The organism is Parasedimentitalea nitratireducens (assembly GCF_057444295.1).
Genome location: NZ_JBYAXC010000003.1, coordinates 480,698 through 497,793, shown reverse-complemented (window position 1 = coordinate 497,793; position 17,096 = coordinate 480,698). Strand labels below are relative to the sequence as shown.

Genomic DNA, 17,096 nt, shown 5'->3' with positions numbered 1-17,096 from the left:
GCGCTGCCCTCGGATTTAGTCAATATCCGCAGGGATTCGCGCGAGGGCCTTGAACCGCAACCCGCCCAGTGGACGGGCGTCGGCAAGGTTGCCGTCCGTGCTGTCATTGAACAGGCTCAGAAAGGTTAGGATGTCGGGAATATCCGCTGTTGAAACCTCACCAAACAAATAGGCGGTTTTGCCACTTTGGCGCACCGACAGGGTTTGCGGGCGTTTACAGCCCGACATGCAGTCCACCTGTTGCACTTTGACCTCCAGCCCAGCAACTGCAACGGCCTCGCGCAGTTGATCCGGCAGGGTCGGATCGGCGTCGCGGCAAGTACGGCACAGGGTCAGGGTTGGCACGCTCATTCCGACTCAGCCAAAGGCCCATAAAGGATCAGCACCGGGGCGGTGGTTTGGAGTTCACGCAGTAGGGTTGGCAGCTCACCAACGGTGTGATGCGACAGCTCTTGTTCCGGTGTCGAAATGGCCAGTGCAAGCATAGCTGGGGTTTCCGAGGGTAACCCATGGGATATCAGCAGTTCCGCCAGCGCGGCAAAGGTGCGTTTGCCCATATAGACCACAGTGGTTGCATTGGCATCAGCCAGCGCGGTCAGGTTCAGGTCTTCGGGCAGCTCTCCAGTCACGTCGTGGCCAGTGATATACTGCAACCGCCGGGCGGTCAGGCGGCGGGTCAGCGGGATACCTGCCGCCGCAGCTGCTGCGGATGCTGCGGTAACGCCGGGAATGACCTCGTATTTGATACCTGCTTCGCGCAGGGCTGTGATTTCTTCTTCGAGCCGACCAAAGACACCAGAATCACCGGATTTTAGCCGCACAACCTTGGCACCAGACCGGGCGTAATCCACCAGCAGTTTGCTGACGTGGTCTTGCTTGGGCGAGGGGCGACCGGCGCGTTTGCCAACACCAACCAGATCGGCATCTTCGCGGGCATGGTCCAGGATCGGACCGGAGGACAGATCGTCAAACAGCACCGCATCAGCGGCTTCCAGACTTTTCACCGCCTTAACGGTCAGCAATTCCGGATCGCCGGGACCAGAGGAGACAAAGCTGACAAAGCCACTCATCTGCGTTCTCCGGTGATCAAATGGAAGAAGGTGCCGCTGACATTGCCCTTGATCGATCCGGTTTCAGGCACTGGGTTGCCGTCGGCGTCAAACACTTGCGCCAGCGGGGCGTCGGGTTCGTCCAGAATGGTCGAGTAGTGGAACTCGTGCCCGCGCAGAGCAGCACCTGCGTCAAAACCGGGCATAGGAGCATCCAGCACCGCGCGGCGATAGCCGAGGTGAAATTTGCGTTTCTCGTAAGAGGTCACAAGCCCTAGTAACCCGGCCATCTGGTGACGGTTGCCTTGCTTGTCGATCAGCGCCTCTCCCAAGGCCATGTAGCCGCCGCATTCGCCGTGTACCGGTTTGGTCTCGGCATGTTTGCGCAGGCCCGCGCGGTAAGTCTCTGCTGCGGCCAGCGTGCCACCGTGGAGTTCAGGGTAGCCGCCGGGGAGCCAGACCAGATCGGCGTCTGGGCTTGGCGCTTCATCAGCCAGAGGCGAGAACGGCAGGATCTCGGCCCCAGCGTTGCGCCAACCAGTCAGCAAGTGCGGGTAGGTGAACGAGAATGCTGCATCACGAGCAAGCGCGATGCGTTGGACAGGTGGAGTGGGTAGCGGTTGAGCGGTTGGGGCTGGGCCAGATAGGGCTGCAGCCTTGATCGCGTCGAGGTCGACGTTTTCGCGCAAGAAGGTTGCGTAGCCTGAAATGGCTTCTTCGAGATCAGGGTGTTCAACCGCCTGGATCAGGCCAAGGTGGCGTTCGGGCAGGGTCAGGTCGCCGCGACGAGGCAGCGAGCCGAGCACCTTGATGCCAGCCTTTTCCATGCCCAGCCGGGTCAGCCGTTCGTGCCGCGGGCTGGCGACGCGGTTGAGGATGACGCCGGCAAATGGCACCTCGGGGTCGTAGTTCTTGAAACCGAGTGCCGTTGCGGCGGCAGACTGCGCCTGACCGCCCACATCGACCACTAAAACGACTGGCCAGCCCATGCGTTTGGCGGTTTCGGCGCTGGTGCCAAAGGCGGTTTGGCCTCGCGTGGCGACGCCATCATACAAGCCCATGGAGCCTTCGCCGATGCAGATTTCTGCGCCTTCTGCCTGTGAAGCGACAGCATCCAGCAGGGTGCTATCCATCGCCCAGGTATCAAGGTTGAACGAGGCACGTTTGGCGGCCGCAAGGTGAAAGGCCGGGTCGATGTAATCGGGGCCGGATTTGAAGGGCTGCACCGACAGGCCGTCTTCGGCTAGGGCGCGGAGCAGGCCGAGCATCACAGTGGTTTTGCCAGTGCCCGAGGAGGGGGCAGAGATCATCAGGCCGGGTGGGTTTTGGGACATTACTCGGTTCCTTCCGGAAAACGCGGATCGGTGCCGACGGGGCGATAGCGGCGGTCATAGTCGCCCGCATAGAGGCAGCTTTCGTCAAACTCCTCGGCCCCGATGGCGCGGCCCACCAGGATCAGTGCGGTGCGGCCGCGTTCGCCGCCGGTGGCGTCTTCCAGGGTTTCAAGCGTTGCCTTGACCACACGCTGGTCGGGCCAGGTGGCGCGCCAGACAATAGCCACGGGGCAGTCGCCGCCGTAGTGGGGTGTCAGGCGGGAGATGACTTCCTCTAGCACATGCACCGAGAGGTGAATGGCCAGGGTTGCGCCGGTTTTTGCGAAGTTTTCAAGTGTTTCGCCGTCTGGCATGGATGACGCGCGGCCCGAGGTACGGGTCAGGATCAGCGACTGGGCCACGCCGGGCAGGGTGAGTTCTGCGCCAAGCGCAGCCGATGCAGCGGCAAACGCAGGAACGCCGGGGGTGACGTCGTAGGGAATATCCAGCGCGCGCAGGCGGCGTAGTTGCTCGCCCATGGCGGACCAGACCGACAGGTCGCCGGAATGCAGACGCGCGATGTCGTGACCGGCGTCATGGGCCGATTGGATCTCAGTCATGATCTCGTCCAGCGACATCGAGGCGGTGTTGATGATGCGGGCGCCCTTGGGACAGTGCTGCAACAAGGCCTCGGGTACTAGCGAGCCAGCAAAGAGGCACACGGGACAGGCTGCGATCAGGTCGCGGCCGCGCAGGGTGATCAGGTCGGCGGCACCGGGGCCGGCGCCGATGAAATGTACGGTCATGTTGTCGTCCTTTGGGCTATTGCCGCGGTGGCAAGGCCATTGTCTGTGATAACGCGGGGGGCCAGCAGCTGCACGGTTGCATCTGGCTGGCCCTGTTGAGCGGCGGCGAGGGCTGTGGCCTCGGCCAAGGATCCGGTGCCAAAACGGGCTTGGATCCGGTCGGATTGGGTGGGCGTTTCAATGCCCAGAATGTCATCTTCGGCCAGTGCGACCACTGGCAAGTTCATGTCTTTCGCCAGTTGCTGCATCTGCGGGGCGCTGGCCTTGGCTGTGATCGAGGCCAGCGCGTCGGGCTGGGTGCAGCCGGTCAGCCTAATTGCGGCGCGCAGGTCGGCGGTGCTGGCCGATTGGCGAAATCCGATACCGGCGATTTTCATCGGGTAATGCTCCATTGCAGGACCGGGCGGGCACGTTCCCAGCCGCGCATGGTGCCCAAGGGGCCTGCCTCGGCAATCTCGGCCTTTAGCAGGTGGCCGCCGTGTTGGGCGTGGGCCATCATAAGCAGGGTCTCGGTTTCCAAAGTGACGCCATTGGCGATGATGCGGGTGCCGGGGGGCAGGATGTGCCACAACTGGTCCAGCAGCGCCTGCGAAGCGCCGCCGCCGATAAAGACGGTGTCTGGCAGTTCCTGGGTCTTTAGCGATTGTGGGGCCTGTCCGATAACCAGGCTCATGCGATGGGTAAGGCCAAACTTTGTCGCGTTGAGGTTAATATTTTCAGACCTGTGCGTACGCTGCTCGAATATCAGTGCACGGGCACCGGGGGCCGCAAGGCACCATTCGACCGAGATTGAGCCGGAGCCACCGCCGATATCCCACAAGAGTTGGCCGGGACGCGGGGCTAGGGCCGATAGGGTCAGGGCGCGGATCGGGCGTTTGGTGATCTGGCCGTCGTGGTGGAACAGATCGTCTGGCAGACCCGAGGTGTGGGGCAGGCCGGGGTTGCCTTGGGCTGCAAGAGCCACGGCTACCGGAGCCTGTACATCGTCGAGATCAAAGGCATCGGCGCGGGTGCTGCGCACACGCTGGTTTGGCCCGCCGAGGCGTTCCATCACCGCCATCTGAGTTTCGCCAAAGCCCTGTTGGGTGAGCCATGCGGCGAGTTCGGCTGCGGCCGCGCCATCGCGCAGGGTGCAGATCAGCTGAGTATTAGGGGCGAGCACGGGCAGCAGGCGTTCAAAGGGCGCGGCGTGCAGGCCAAGGCAGAGTGTATCCTCGATCCGCCAGGCCATGTGATTGGCCACCATCGCGAAAGTGGAAGGCACCGGGTAAGAGACCCATTCGCCCGGCGCGAGATGTGTTGCGAGAGAGCCGCCCGCGCCGTGCCAGAAGGGATCACCCGAGGCGAGAACGGCGACCTGTTTGCCGCGCGATTGAAGCACTGGATCAATTGAGAATGGGACGGGCCAAGGGTGGGCTCGGTCGCCCGCATTCACCAATTCCAGATGGCGGGGGCCGCCAAAGATGATCTCGGCCTTGTCCAGTGCAGATCGGCTTGCATCTGGCAGGCCGCTCAGTCCATCTTCGCCCAGACCGATGATTGAAAGCCAGGGTTCAGACATGACACGTATCCTTTTGCTGGGGGGCACAACCGAGGCCTCGGGGCTGGCGAAACAGCTGGCCATGGCCGGGCGGGACGCGGTGTTCAGCTACGCCGGCCGAACCGCGCGCCCGGCGTCGCAGCCTTTGCCCATGCGGCTGGGCGGGTTTGGCGGCGTGGCTGGATTGGTCGAGTATCTGCGCAGTGAGCGGATCACCCATGTGGTGGATGCCACCCATCCCTTTGCCGCGCAGATGAGTGCCAATGCGGTGGCGGCTTGCGGCGAGGCTGGCGTGGCGCTTTGTGCGCTGGAGCGGCAGCCGTGGGAGGCTGGTGAGGGTGACAATTGGGTTAGCGTCACCGATATGCAGGGCGCTGTGGATGTGCTGCCCAAGGAAGACGCGCGGGTGTTTCTGGCGATTGGCAAGCAGAACCTGGATGTCTTTGCCGCCAAGCCGGGCAACCATTACCTGCTGCGGTTGGTGGATGCGCCCGAAGGCGCGTTGCCGTTGCCCGATTGTTCGGTTGTTGTGGCGCGAGGGCCGTTTGATGCCGCCGGTGATCAGGCCTTGGTGGCAGAGCATGGGATCACCCATGTGGTGGCCAAGAATGCAGGTGGTGTGGGCGCCGAGGCCAAGCTGCAGGCTGCACGGGCGCTGGGGGTGCCGATCGTGATGATCGACAGACCACAGGTTCCGGATCGGAAGATCCTGCGCAGCGTTGGCGAGGTTATGACCTGGCTGGAGCATTCTTAGCCTTCAGTTGCGTAGCGTGGGGTGTAGACATGGCGGCCAATGCGGCGGGTGTCGGCGTTGCCGACGATTACAACCGTGCGCATGTCTGCCATCTCGGGTGTGGCTTCATCTAGTGTGACAGTGGTGATCGTCTCGCCCGGCTTGGACACATCGCGGGCAAAGGAGATGAGAGTCCCGCCGCCACAGGCCTCGCGCAGGATTTCTAGCGCCCGGCCAAACTGGTGTGGGCGGGATTTGGAACGTGGGTTGTAGAACCCCATGGCAAAGCCAGCCTCACCGGCCAGACGCAGGCGTTTTTCGATCAGGGACCAGGGTTTGAGATTGTCCGACAGATTGATGGCGGCAAAGTCGTGGCCCATGGGGGCGCCGATACGGGCCGAGGCGGCGAGCATGGCGGTGATACCTGGCAGCACCTGAATGTCGAGATCCAGCCAGTCGGGCTTGCCTGCCTCCAATGCCTCAAACACGGCCGAAGCCATAGCAAAAACGCCGGGATCGCCAGAGGAGACGACTGCGACGCGCTTGCCTGAGGCGGCCATTTCCAGTGCATGGGTGGCACGTTCGATTTCAACCCGGTTGTCCGTGGCGTGCAGGGTCAGGCCGGGGCGTTCGGGGATGCGTTTGACATAGGGGATATAGCCAACCACGTCGGTGGCATCGGCCAGAACCTCCTGCACCTGCGCGGTGACCATGGTTTCATTGCCGGGGCCAAGGCCTACGATCTTGACCCATCCTGCTGCTGTCTGGGTCATGGGCGGCGTCCTTGGCCGTGCAGGATGACAATCGAGAAATAGGGCACTTTGCCGGTGACCTCGGTTAGTTTTTGCACGGTTTGGTCTGTCATTGTGCCGCGTTCAACCAGCCATGCGTCCTGCAAACGTCCGGCGCGCTCCAAGGCGCGGCGCAACTTGGGCAGGTTGCGGCCGATCTTCATAACCACCAGGGCATCGGTTTCGGCGGCGCGTTTGGCCAGTTCGTCCTCGGACAGGGTGGCCATGGCGACGGTCAGCACGTCGTCGCCCCAGGTGATGGGCTGACCGGTGGCTGTCCAGCAGCCGGACATGCCGGTGATGCCGGGAATAATCTCGACCTCGGCGCGGTCCTCTAGCCGGATATGAAGATGCATGAAGGAACCATAGAGGAAGGGGTCGCCCTCGCAGAGCACCACCACATCGTCGGTCTTGGCCATCTCGGCCAGGGTGTCGGCCCATTCATCATAGAAAGCGCCGAGGATGCGGTTGTATTCCGGATCGGTGAAATGGATCTCGGTGGTGACCGGGTATTCCATTGGGTATTCCGCTGCGCCCTCGGGCAGCATGCCGTCAACCAGACGGCGGGCCTGTCCCTCGTACCCGGCCTTGCGGAAATAGGCGATGTGGCGTGCAGCCTGAATGGCGCGATATGAGCGCAGGCTCATCAAGTCGGGGTCGCCGGGGCCGAGGCCTGCGCAGATGATTTTACCCATGGTTACTCTTTCCAGCTGGCAAGCGCGTTGACGGCGGCAACGGTGATGGCGGATCCGCCCAGTCGACCTTTTACGATCATCGAGGGGACAGGCAAGTCCTGCATCAGCGCGTCCTTGGATTCCATGGCGCCGACAAAGCCAACCGGGCAGCCGATGATGGCGGCGGGGCGGGGGCAGGATGGGTCTTGCAGCATGTTCAGCAGGTGAAACAGCGCGGTGGGGGCGTTGCCGATGGCAATCACGGCGCCGTCCAGTTTGGGACGCCACAGTTCCAGCGCGGCAGCAGACCGGGTGTTGGACATTTCTTTGGCCATGTCGGGCACGCGCGGGTCGCGCAGGGTGCAGATCACCTCGTTCTCGGCGGGCAGGCGCGGGCGGGTGATGCCTTCGGAGACCATATAGGCGTCACAGAGGATCGGTGCGCCAGCGGCCAGCGCGGCGCGGGCGGTTTCAGCCATACCTTCGGAAAAACGGATGTGTTCCTCGAGCCCGACCATGCCGGCGGCGTGGATCATGCGAACGGCGACGCTTTCCTCATCTTTGTTGAAGCGTGACAAGTCGGCCTCGGATCGGATGGTGGCAAAGCTTTCGGCGTAGATGGCGGCGCCGTTGGTTTGGTAGGTGTGGAGCATGTCAGCTGCCCTTTGTCAGAATGTCGGGAGAGGCACGCAGTTGGGCGGCACTCAGATGTGTTTTGGCGGGATGATCCGAGGCTGTGCCGTTGCGGATCAGGTTGAATGTATCGGGTTCCGTGGCCGTCAGGGTAAGCGGCGCCGGGGCAGGATGGGCGCAGCCCTTGGCGCAGCCTGAGAGGTGTAGGGTGGTGCCTGGTGGTATATGCGGGGCAAGATCGCGGGCCAGTTGCCGGGTGGAAGAAAGCGCCTGCGTACAGCCGGGTGCGCCGGTACAAACGCTCACCCGCAGGCGGGGATCTGTTGCGTCAAGGATCAGGCCGGGTATGGGCGGCAAGTGGCTGGCGTCTTCGACCAGCAGCGCGCGCCATGGGGTGAGTCGCAGGGCACCGTGTGTTGCCAGTTTTGCAAAGCTGGTGGCGGGGATCTGGCCGAATTCCAGCCCCACAAGTTGACCGGTGGCGGTTTGGCCCAGAGTTGGGTGTTTCGCGGGGGCGCCTAGGGGAGCCACATGTGCCGAGGGTGGCCCGCGGCGCGCGATGAGGGCTTTCATTCTGCCACGCCCGTCTGGTGCGCCGCCATGGGTAAGGAACCAGCGGGCGAGCGCGAGCGCCTCTTCGACTGCGGTGTCGGTTGTCACGGGGACGCCGGATTTAGCGCCGTCTGCGATCAGGATCAGGCCATCAGCGTTGCGTTCGATGCGGATGTCGGCGGCGGTGTCGCGCAGAACCGGGGCGGGGCCGGTGTCCACGGCAAAGCCGAATTTGCCGGGGAGGTTGAGGTCAGTGGCCTCGGTCAAGGCCTCGTTGAGCTGATGGGCGAGCGTATAGGTTTCGTCGCCTTTGTTCCAGAAAGGGGCAACCAGCACATTGCGGCGGGCTTCGGTCGTGGGATCTGTGTCGACCAGTCCCAAATCTTGAAGCGCGGTGATCAGGGCTGGGTGGTTTTCCTCACTCACGCCGCGCATTTGCAGGTTGGCGCGGGCAGATAGGTCGAGCAACCCGTTGCCATAGCGTTGGGACAGATCTGCCACTGCCTGCGCTTGCTCAGAGCTGAGCCGACCGAGGGGCGCGCGAATGCGGACCACAAGCCCGTCACCTGACATCATCGGACGTAGGGCGCCGGGGCACCAGCCGTAAACTTTTGGCGCATCAGCACTCATACGGCGCCCTCCAGGTCTGCCATGATGGAATTGCGGCGGGTGCTCCAGAGGCCGGCATCAAACAAGGCGCGGAAGCGGTCGCGCATGGCTTGTAGGGCTTGCGGGTTTTCCGCCTCCATGAATTCGACCAGATCCTCGCGGCCCAGGGTGGCTTCGAAATAGAGATCAAACAGATGCGGCTGCACCACCTGCGCCAGATGGGCAAAGGCGGCCATGTGGTCGAGGGTGGCGGCAATCTCGGCCCCGCCGCGAAAGCCATGTTCCATCATCGATGTGGCCCAGTCGGGGTTGGCGGCGCGGGCGCGGGTGACGCGGGCGATTTCTTCGCCCAGTGAGCGGGCCTTGGGCTGATCTGGGCGGGTGGCGTCCATGTGATAGAGCGCTGGGGTGGGTTGGCCGATACGGGCCATGGCGGCGGCAAAGCCAGCCTCGTGCGCGGCATAGTCCGAGGCTATCAGCAGATCGGTTTCCGGCAGGTCCTGCAGGTGGACAAAGCTGTCAGCGGTTTGAAGGCGGGTTTCCAGCGCTTCGCGGGCGGGGATGATATCACCCTTGGCGTCGATGGCGTGGGAGGAGGCGTTGAGCCAGGCCTCGCCTGCGGCCTCGCGGGCCGTGTCGCTGTAGGTTTCCAGATGTGCGCCCATGTTGAGGCCATACTGCCCCGGTTTGGGGCCAAACACGCGGGGGGTTTGGGCTAGGTAGGGGTTGTCGCTGGCGGTTTCTTCACGGGTTGCAAGAGTTGCGGCGGCGGATTCGAACATCTGGGCCAGACCGGGGAAGACATCGCGGAACAGGCCGGAGACGCGCAGGGTGACGTCGATGCGGGGGCGGCCAAGCAGGGCCAGCGGGATCACTTCAAAGCCGGAAACACGCTCGGAATTATCGTCCCATTTGGGTGCAAGGCCTGCAAGATGCAGGGCCATGGCAAATTCCTCGCCTGCGGTGCGCATGGTGGCGGAACCCCAGAGGTCGATCACCAACCCGCGTGGCCAATCGCCGTGATCCTGAAGATGGCGGCGCAGCAGCTCTTCCGCCAGCTTGACCCCTTGGGCCTGCGCCGCCCGCGAGGGCACCGCGCGTGGGTCGGTGGTAAAGAGGTTGCGCCCGGTGGGCAGCACGTCGGTGCGGCCACGATACGGAGAGCCGGAGGGGCCGGGGGCCACAAGCTGGCCGTTGAGAGCCGACAGCAGACCGGTTTTTTCGGCCTCGCCACAGTCGCCAGTGCCAAAGATATGCAGGCCCTCGCCGTACTGGCTTTCCTTGATGTCGCAGACAAAGGAGTCGATGCGGGTTAGCGCTTCGGCGGCTGAACTGTCGTCGTTTAGGCCCAGATCGGCCTCGACTCCGGTGGCCTGCGCCTCTGACCGGATGTCATCAATCAGGCGATCGCGGCGGGCGGGGTCCAGACCTTCGGCGGTGGAGTATTCGTCGAGCAGGCTTTCTAGTCGTCCCATGCCTTGTGGCAGGGAGGTCTGGGCCAGTGGCGGCGGTAAGTGGCCAAGGGTGACTGCCCCGATGCGACGCTTGGCCTGGGCGGCCTCGCCGGGGTCGTTGACAATGAAAGGGTAGATGACGGGCAGCGTACCGGTCAGGGCTTCGGGCCAGCAGGCGGCGGAGAGCGCGACGGACTTGCCGGGGAGCCATTCCAGTGTGCCATGGGCACCGATGTGGACGACGGCGTCCATCTGTGTCTGTAGCCAGAGGTAAAAGGCGACATAGGCATGACGGGGCGTGCGTTCGACATCATGATAGTCGTCGATGCGGGTGGCGACATCGCCGCGTTCGGGTTGCAAGGCGATTAGGGCGTTGCCCGATTGCAGAGCGCGGAAGTGGAAGGCTTCGTCGGCGAAATCGGGGTCTGACTGCGGGTCGCCCCAGGCTTGGGCCAGGTCATCTTGTAGCGATTGCGGTAGGCGAGAGACGGCGGACTGATAGTCGGTGAGCGGGAAGCTCAGGGTTTCGGACATTAGGCGCGGGGCGAGATCGCCGGGGAGTTCTACGGTATAGCCTGTCTCTGACAGAGAACTCAGGATGTTCTCGGCCGAGGCCAAGGCATCCAACCCCACCGCATGGGCCAGTTGATAGTCTTTGCCGGGATAGGTGGACAGGATCAGCGCGAGTTGCTTTTCTGCGTTTGCTTTGGTCGACAGCTGGTGCCAGCCCATGACCCGGTTGACCACAGCCGTGATGCGGTTGGTGTCAGCTTGGTGGGCAAAGCGGGAGTACTGCAGGTCGGGATCTTTGCGGCCCGGTGATTTGAAACTGACGACGCCGCCAAACACGCGGCCATCAACCTCGGGCAGGACCACATGCATAGCCAGATCAGCCGGGGAGAGGCCGCGGGTGGCGCTGTCCCAGTCCTTGCGGCGGGCGGTGGACAGGGCGACCTGATAGACCGGGCAGCCGGTGGTGTTGAGCGGAGAGGCCTTGCCGTCGCTGCCGATCGCTGAGAAGGCTGTGGCGTTGATGATGGCGGATGGGGCCAGACGTGGCAGGGCTTCGCGTAGCCATTTGGCTGTGGCTGGGGCCTTGAGGCTGGCGGCGAAGAGACCGTAGGCGGCATGACCTCGGCTGCGCAGTTCAGCAATCAGGGCGTCGACTGGGGCGGTGTCGGCGGCTGTTAGATAAGAGCGGTAGAAGCTGACCAAAAACAGAGGTTTGTTATCTTCGGGGAGCGATGACAACACGCCTTGGTCCGGGTCATAGAAGCCATGCTCGGGCGTTGATTTCAGACCTAGGACCGGGCTGGCATAGAGACCGGCGGCTAGGGAGAGTTGCGCGAGGGCGGCCTGGGCGGCGACGGCTCCGCCAGCGTCGCACAGGGATTGCAGGCGGCGCAGGGTTGAAATCGGCAGGGTCGACAGCTCGTCCAGACGCGGGTCTTCTCGGCCATCGGCGGGGAGGATGGCCAGCGCAATGCCATAGCGGCGGGCCAGATCCTGCAGGGTGGCAAGACCATAGGACCAGTAGCTCTCGCCACCGATCAGACGGACGAGGATGCCTTTGACGCCCTCGAGTGTTTGCTCGGCGTAGACATCGACCGACAGCGGGTGTTTCAGGGCAACCAGATTGGCCAGACGCAGCGAGGGTAAAGAACCATCAGCCCGGTGCCAGCCTGCCGCAAAGGCGCCAAGGTCGCTGTCGGAAAAGGACAGCACCACCAGATCAGCCGGGGTCTGGCCCAGATCCTGTGGGGTCTCACTTTCTTCGAGACCGTGGCTTTCGCGGAAGACGACGTGCATGAGATTAAGTTGTTTCCATTATTAACGAACAGTGACGAGGGCCACAAAGGGGGGTGCCTGACCTTGGAGAGGTGCGTAGTGCCTTCCCGTTTTGCCGCAGGCAAACCTGCGGTTTGACGGGAAGGTCAGGCGCGGCCCGGCGGTGCCGGGCCGGAGTTTAGGCTCCCAGTGCGGCGTGGATGGCGGCGGAGTCGATGTTGTCGTGCTCGGCAATCACCACAAGCTGGGTGCGGCGAGTGTCGCTGCCCCAGGGCTTGTCATATTGCGCGCGTAGGCGTTCGCCTACGGCCTGTACCAGCATCCGCATTGGTTTTCCTTCGACCGCCACATAGCCTTTGACGCGCAGGATATTGCGCTCTTGGGCCAATTTGATGATCGCATCTTGCAATGCCTGCGGATCGGCAACTTCTCCCATTTCGACCACAATGCTCTCAAAATCGTCATGCTCGTGATCGTGGTGGCCATCGTGGTGGCTGGGGCGCGCGTCCAGATCGTCCTCGGCCGCCGCATTGAGGCCCAGCACAACGCGGGGATCAATCACGCCTTCGGTCATCGGCAGGATTGGCAGCTTGCGAGGGCTTTCTTTTTCGATCACGGCGCGGGCGGTCGCAACTCCGTCTGCCCCCGCCAGATCAGCCTTGGACAGCAGGATGATGTCAGCACAGGAAATCTGATCTTCGAAAACCTCTGACAAAGGCGTTTCGTGGTCAAGGCTTTCGTCGGCCTCGCGCTGGGCGGCGACGGCGTCCAGATCAGGGGCGAACTGGCCTTTGGCCACAGCCTCGGCATCGGCGAGGGCAATCACACCGTCAACAGTGATGCGGGAGCGGATCGCGGGCCATTCAAAGGCTTTGAGCAGCGGCTTGGGCAGCGCCAGACCTGAGGTTTCGATTAGGATATGCTCGGGCGGCTGGGGCAGGGCCATCAGCGCCTCGATCGTCGGGATGAAATCATCGGCCACGGTGCAGCAGATGCAGCCGTTGGCCAGCTCGACGATGTTGTTTTCCGGGCAATTTTCATCGGCGCAGGATTTCAGGATGTCACCATCCACACCGGCGGTGCCAAATTCGTTGACCAGTACGCCCAGACGCTTGCCCTGTGGGTTCTGCATCAGGTGGCGGATCAGTGTGGTTTTGCCCGCGCCCAGAAATCCGGTGACGACTGTGACGGGGATCTTGTTGAGATCGCTCATGTAATTACTCCTGAGAAGCGGTGTCGACCGGCGGAATGCGGGCGATGGATTGTTTGCGGAAAACGACGGGGCGCTCGCGCCATGGGACCAGACCGTCCTCGGTTGCGGCATAGGCGGCAGCGCCTGCGATGATGTCGTCGACATGTTCGTTAGGGTCCAGGTCGCCGTAGACATAAGTCCAGCGCTTGTCGCCGCCGCTGAGCACCATGGAACAGCCACGCTTGCAGGCGGACAGGCATTCGACGCCGCGAATGTTCACGCCTTCGGGGACGCCGGTTTCTTTGAGCGCTTCGAGCAGGATGGACCCTGGGCGCGTGGCGTCGGGGTCAACATCTGCGCGGCGGCAGGTTGTACAGACAGTTAGTGTTACATCACCCATAGGGGGCCATCTCCTTGTGGTGACAAAAAGGGTAAGGCCAGAAGGGGGACCCGTAACGTGAGGAACCCTCAACCGGTTGCGAAACACCCCGTTCGCCCGTTGATCATCATGTTGGCAGGTCTCCCGGCTTGCGGAGTCAAAAGGCGTTGGGCCTTTTTGCGGTTCTCTTGCCTTCCCGGCCTAGGCCAGTGGCATCAGAGACCTCTCCGGTCACGGTCGCGGGGGCGGCTGTGCTTGCGCAATTGGGCGCATCACATTCCCTCTTCGCCTGTCAAAAACAGGAACCAACAAAACCCCCTTGCGTCATCCCCCCGGTCCTTGTCAAGTCATAGCTGGAATCAGCAGGAGACTCGCCGTGAGTGACACCCCCAAAAAAGAAGCGCCCGTCGATGATGAGGCCCGCCATGCGGCCAAGATGGCCAAGAAAAAGGCGGCGCGTGATCGGATGATGGCGACCAAGGATGGTGAGAAGGGATTGATCATCATTCACACCGGGCCGGGCAAGGGCAAATCCAGCTCGGGCTTTGGCATGATCATGCGCTGTATCGCCCACAAAATGCCATCGGCCGTGGTGCAGTTCATCAAGGGGGGCTGGCAGACCGGCGAGCGCACCCTGATAGAAGAGAATTTCTCGGATCTGTGTCAGTTTTACGCCATGGGCGAAGGCTTTACCTGGGAGACGCAGGACAAAGCGCGCGATATTGCGGCGGCCAAGGCTGGCTGGGAAAAGGCCAAGGAGATGATCCGGGACGAGCGTAACACCATGGTGTTGTTGGACGAGATCAACATCGCGCTGCGCTATGAATATCTGGATCTGGCCGAGGTGGTGGAGTTTTTGGAGACCGAAAAGCCACCGATGACCCATGTGGTTCTGACTGGGCGTAACGCCAAGGAAGAGCTGATCGAGATTGCCGATCTGGTGACTGAAATGGGGCAGATCAAGCACCCGTTCCGCGCCGGGATCAAGGCGCAGAAGGGTGTTGAGTTTTAGAGCGTAGACGAGTGATCGCCTGCCCGTGGGTGGGCGATCCAACACTGGTTTGGGCAGTTTATCTCTGCAAAATCCGTACGAGATCACATTAAAGCGCATGCCTGAACCAAATCGCCGACCCGCCGGGACGGGCAGGCGATTGCGCGGCGGCCTGCGGCCTTGTTCCGCGCGCTGGGATTATGCGGCTAACTTGGCCAGTTGTTGCGTGATATATCCATCCACCGCAGCACGCTCTTCCTCGCTCAGCCGAAGGCCCAGCTTGGTGCGCCGCCACAGGTAGTCCTCGCCTGTACGGACCCATTCCCGCTCAATCGCCCAGTCTAGCTCGCGCGCGGTGATGGTGGCACCAAAATCCTGTCCCAGATCAGTGGCTGACTTGGCCTCTCCCAGCACCTCCCACGCCTCGGTCCCATATGCACGGATCAGGCGGCGGGTGGCATAGGGGGAGAGGAAGGGATAGTCGGTGGCAAGCTTGGCCTGAAGGGTTTTCACATCCTCGACCGCGAAGTCGCCGCCGGGGAGCGGTACGCCTGCGGTCCAGTTGGACGTCAAGTTGGGCAGGGCTGTGCTGATCTTATCCATCGCGGCCTCGGCCAGTTTGCGGTATGTGGTGATTTTACCGCCAAATACATTCAGCAGTGGTGCTGCGTCTTGGTTTAGAGACAGCACATATTCACGGGTGGCTGCCGTGGCCGAGCTGGCGCCGTCATCATATAGAGGGCGCACGCCTGAATAGGTCCAGACAATCTGATCCCGCGTCACCGGGGTGTCGAAGTAGTCAGATGCGAATTTAACCAGATAGTCCTGCTCATCCTCGGTGCATTCCGGCGGGGAGTCGACATCCGTGTGGTCGGCATCGGTGGTGCCGATCAGGGTGTAGTCCTCCTCATAGGGGATAGCGAAAATGATCCGCCCATCGGTGCCTTGGAAGAAGTAACAGCGGTCGTGATCATACAGTTTGGGCACGACGATGTGGCTGCCACGGACCAGCCGCACAGTTTCATTGCTTTGGATGTTCAGCTGCTTTTGCAGAAGGTCAGCAACCCACGGGCCTCCGGCGTTGACCAGCATTTTGGCACGGTGGGTGTGGGTTTCTCCACTGTCTCGGTCCTCAAGGGTAATTTCCCAATGGTCTGACAGGCGCTTGGTGCCGATGACCTTGGTGCGGGGGAGGATTGTGGCACCACGGGCCTGGGCATCGCGAGCGTTGAGCATCACCAGACGGGCGTCTTCGACCCAGCAATCAGAATATTCAAAGGCAGTTTTGAATTTGGAATTCAGCGGTTTGCCAGTCGTGTCACTGGCTAGGTCCAGCTTGGCTGTGCCTGGCAGAATACCGCGTTTGCCCAATGTGTCATACATGAACAGGCCCAGACGGATCAGCCAGGCGGGTCGGCGCCCCTTCATCCAAGGCATAATGCCCGACAGCAGTTTCGACGTGGGGGTGTCGTTCTCAAACCGCATGTCGGCGTGATAGGGCAGCACAAATCGCATCGGCCAAGAGATATGTGGCATCGCTTGCAGCAGGATTTCGCGTTCAATCAGCGCCTCGCGGACTAGACGGAATTCAAAGTACTCCAGATAACGTAGGCCTCCGTGGAATAGCTTTGTCGCAGCCGAGGAGGTTGCCGAGGCTAGGTCATTCATCTCGGCCAATGTGACGGACATACCGCGACCAGCGGCGTCACGGGCAATGCCACAGCCATTAATACCACCGCCAATGATGAATAGGTCGGTGATCGGATGATCAGTCATTTTCGCTGCTTTCGTTTTTTGCGGCGGTGATGATGCGGGTTTCACCACGCTGTGCGGCTTGGGCAAATTCTTCGGGGACAGGGCGGTCGGTGACGACCACATCTAGGTCTTCGACCGAGCATATGCGAACCGGCGCGGTGCGTTCGAATTTGCTGCCATCGCAAACCAGAACCTTGGTGCGAGCGTTTTTGAGAATGGCACGGGCGACGGATACTTCGCTGACATCGTGGTCCATCACCGCCCCGTCGGCGTCCAGTGCCGAGGCGCCGATCACGGCGTAATCCACTTTGTATCGCGAGATGAATTCAACCGCGTCTTCGCCGACAATAGCACCATCGCTTTGCCGTACCTTGCCGCCAACAAGGATCAAGTTCTTTATCTGCCCACCCATGACAGCACTTCCCATCATCATATTGATAATGTTTATGTTATTTGACAATACGGTAAGTCCGCGGTGGCCGGTCAAAGCGCGGGCAACCTTTTCTGTCGAGGTGCCGATATTTAAGGTGATCGAGCAGTTTTCGGGGATCAAATCAGCGGCCAATGTGGCCATTTCAAGTTTACCCTTGGCGTTCAGCTTGCGCCGGTCGCCATAGGCGCGGGTTGCGGCAGAGCTGATACGGACCGCGCCGCCGTGCACGCGGGACAAGGCGTTGCGAGCGCTTAACTCGCGCAGGTCGGCGCGAATGGTCTGCAAAGAGACGTCAAAACGGTCGGCAAGCTCTTCAACCTCGACCCGGTCTTTTTGTTCCAGAAGTTTCAGAATTTCGGTTTGGCGAGTGTCAGCGTCCATGGGGAAGTCCTTTCGACCCACTC

The 17,096-nt window shown here is 62.0% G+C and carries 17 protein-coding genes and 1 riboswitch; of the genes, 2 read left to right on the top strand and 15 right to left on the bottom strand.

The genetic code is table 11. The annotated features are described in order from the left end of the window. Positions 1–15: 15 nt before the first annotated feature. Genes AC2T28_RS13100 through cbiE form a run of 6 tightly spaced genes read right to left on the bottom strand, consistent with a single transcriptional unit; the run spans position 16 to position 4,729 of the window. The gene (locus AC2T28_RS13100) at positions 16–351 is read right to left on the bottom strand and encodes a DUF1636 family protein (RefSeq protein ID WP_486749435.1); all 336 of its coding nucleotides are present in this window, start codon (positions 349–351) and stop codon (positions 16–18) included. Further along, the gene (cobA, locus tag AC2T28_RS13095; RefSeq protein ID WP_486749434.1) at positions 348–1,070 is read right to left on the bottom strand and encodes a uroporphyrinogen-III C-methyltransferase; all 723 of its coding nucleotides are present in this window, start codon (positions 1,068–1,070) and stop codon (positions 348–350) included. Before cobA ends, AC2T28_RS13100 begins: the two co-directional genes overlap by 4 nt. Next, positions 1,067–2,383 carry a cobyrinic acid a,c-diamide synthase CobB gene (locus tag AC2T28_RS13090; RefSeq protein WP_486749433.1) on the bottom strand — a complete coding sequence of 439 codons (1,317 nt, stop codon included), beginning with the start codon at positions 2,381–2,383 and terminating at the stop codon, positions 1,067–1,069. Before AC2T28_RS13090 ends, cobA begins: the two co-directional genes overlap by 4 nt. Next, positions 2,383–3,168 carry a precorrin-4 C(11)-methyltransferase gene (gene cobM / locus AC2T28_RS13085; RefSeq protein ID WP_486749432.1) on the bottom strand — a complete coding sequence of 262 codons (786 nt, stop codon included), beginning with the start codon at positions 3,166–3,168 and terminating at the stop codon, positions 2,383–2,385. Before cobM ends, AC2T28_RS13090 begins: the two co-directional genes overlap by 1 nt. Next, entirely contained in the window at positions 3,165–3,545 is a 381-nt protein-coding gene (locus AC2T28_RS13080; protein WP_486749431.1) for a cobalamin biosynthesis protein, read from the bottom strand. Before AC2T28_RS13080 ends, cobM begins: the two co-directional genes overlap by 4 nt. Next, positions 3,542–4,729, bottom strand: coding sequence for a precorrin-6y C5,15-methyltransferase (decarboxylating) subunit CbiE (gene cbiE, locus AC2T28_RS13075; protein ID WP_486749430.1), 1,188 nt, complete (start codon positions 4,727–4,729; stop codon positions 3,542–3,544). Before cbiE ends, AC2T28_RS13080 begins: the two co-directional genes overlap by 4 nt. Here cbiE and AC2T28_RS13070 point away from each other — a divergent pair. Continuing rightward, complete coding sequence (locus AC2T28_RS13070; protein WP_486749429.1) at positions 4,728–5,462, top strand: cobalt-precorrin-6A reductase; 735 nt, start codon at positions 4,728–4,730, stop codon at positions 5,460–5,462. The two genes, cbiE and AC2T28_RS13070, sit on opposite strands and share 2 nt — an antisense overlap. On the opposite strand, the gene cobJ is transcribed toward AC2T28_RS13070, so the two are convergent. The 7 genes from cobJ to AC2T28_RS13035 all read right to left on the bottom strand — a co-directional run bounded on the left by cobJ (position 5,459) and on the right by AC2T28_RS13035 (position 13,534). After that, positions 5,459–6,214 carry a precorrin-3B C(17)-methyltransferase gene (gene cobJ / locus AC2T28_RS13065; RefSeq protein ID WP_486749428.1) on the bottom strand — a complete coding sequence of 252 codons (756 nt, stop codon included), beginning with the start codon at positions 6,212–6,214 and terminating at the stop codon, positions 5,459–5,461. The two genes, AC2T28_RS13070 and cobJ, sit on opposite strands and share 4 nt — an antisense overlap. After that, complete coding sequence (locus tag AC2T28_RS13060) at positions 6,211–6,927, bottom strand: precorrin-2 C(20)-methyltransferase (protein WP_486749427.1); 717 nt, start codon at positions 6,925–6,927, stop codon at positions 6,211–6,213. Before AC2T28_RS13060 ends, cobJ begins: the two co-directional genes overlap by 4 nt. Before the next feature lie 2 nt (positions 6,928–6,929). Then, positions 6,930–7,559, bottom strand: a complete 630-nt coding sequence (locus tag AC2T28_RS13055) for a precorrin-8X methylmutase (protein ID WP_486749426.1) — start codon at positions 7,557–7,559, stop codon at positions 6,930–6,932. A 1-nt stretch (position 7,560) separates the two neighbouring features. Further along, positions 7,561–8,721, bottom strand: a complete 1,161-nt coding sequence (gene cobG, locus AC2T28_RS13050; protein WP_486749425.1) for a precorrin-3B synthase — start codon at positions 8,719–8,721, stop codon at positions 7,561–7,563. After that, entirely contained in the window at positions 8,718–11,963 is a 3,246-nt protein-coding gene (gene cobN, locus AC2T28_RS13045; RefSeq protein WP_486749424.1) for a cobaltochelatase subunit CobN, read from the bottom strand. The genes cobG and cobN overlap by 4 nt, the downstream gene beginning before the upstream one ends. A 157-nt stretch (positions 11,964–12,120) precedes the next feature. Beyond that, complete coding sequence (gene cobW, locus AC2T28_RS13040; RefSeq protein WP_486749423.1) at positions 12,121–13,155, bottom strand: cobalamin biosynthesis protein CobW; 1,035 nt, start codon at positions 13,153–13,155, stop codon at positions 12,121–12,123. 4 nt (positions 13,156–13,159) lie between these two features. Next, positions 13,160–13,534, bottom strand: coding sequence for a DUF1636 family protein (locus tag AC2T28_RS13035; protein ID WP_486749422.1), 375 nt, complete (start codon positions 13,532–13,534; stop codon positions 13,160–13,162). A gap of 96 nt (positions 13,535–13,630) precedes the next feature. Further along, positions 13,631–13,838, bottom strand: a riboswitch (cobalamin riboswitch). 51 nt (positions 13,839–13,889) lie between these two features. On the opposite strand from AC2T28_RS13035, the gene cobO reads away from it, so the two are divergent. Continuing rightward, on the top strand, positions 13,890–14,525 hold the full coding sequence (gene cobO, locus AC2T28_RS13030; protein ID WP_158979164.1) for a cob(I)yrinic acid a,c-diamide adenosyltransferase: 636 nt from the start codon (positions 13,890–13,892) through the stop codon (positions 14,523–14,525). Positions 14,526–14,702: 177 nt separating this feature from the next. Here cobO and glpD read toward each other — a convergent pair whose 3' ends face one another. Beyond that, positions 14,703–16,280: a glycerol-3-phosphate dehydrogenase gene (glpD, locus tag AC2T28_RS13025; RefSeq protein WP_486749421.1), complete on the bottom strand. Its 1,578-nt coding sequence runs from the start codon at positions 16,278–16,280 to the stop codon at positions 14,703–14,705. After that, on the bottom strand, positions 16,273–17,073 hold the full coding sequence (locus AC2T28_RS13020; protein ID WP_486749420.1) for a DeoR/GlpR family DNA-binding transcription regulator: 801 nt from the start codon (positions 17,071–17,073) through the stop codon (positions 16,273–16,275). Before AC2T28_RS13020 ends, glpD begins: the two co-directional genes overlap by 8 nt. Positions 17,074–17,096: the final 23 nt, after the last annotated feature.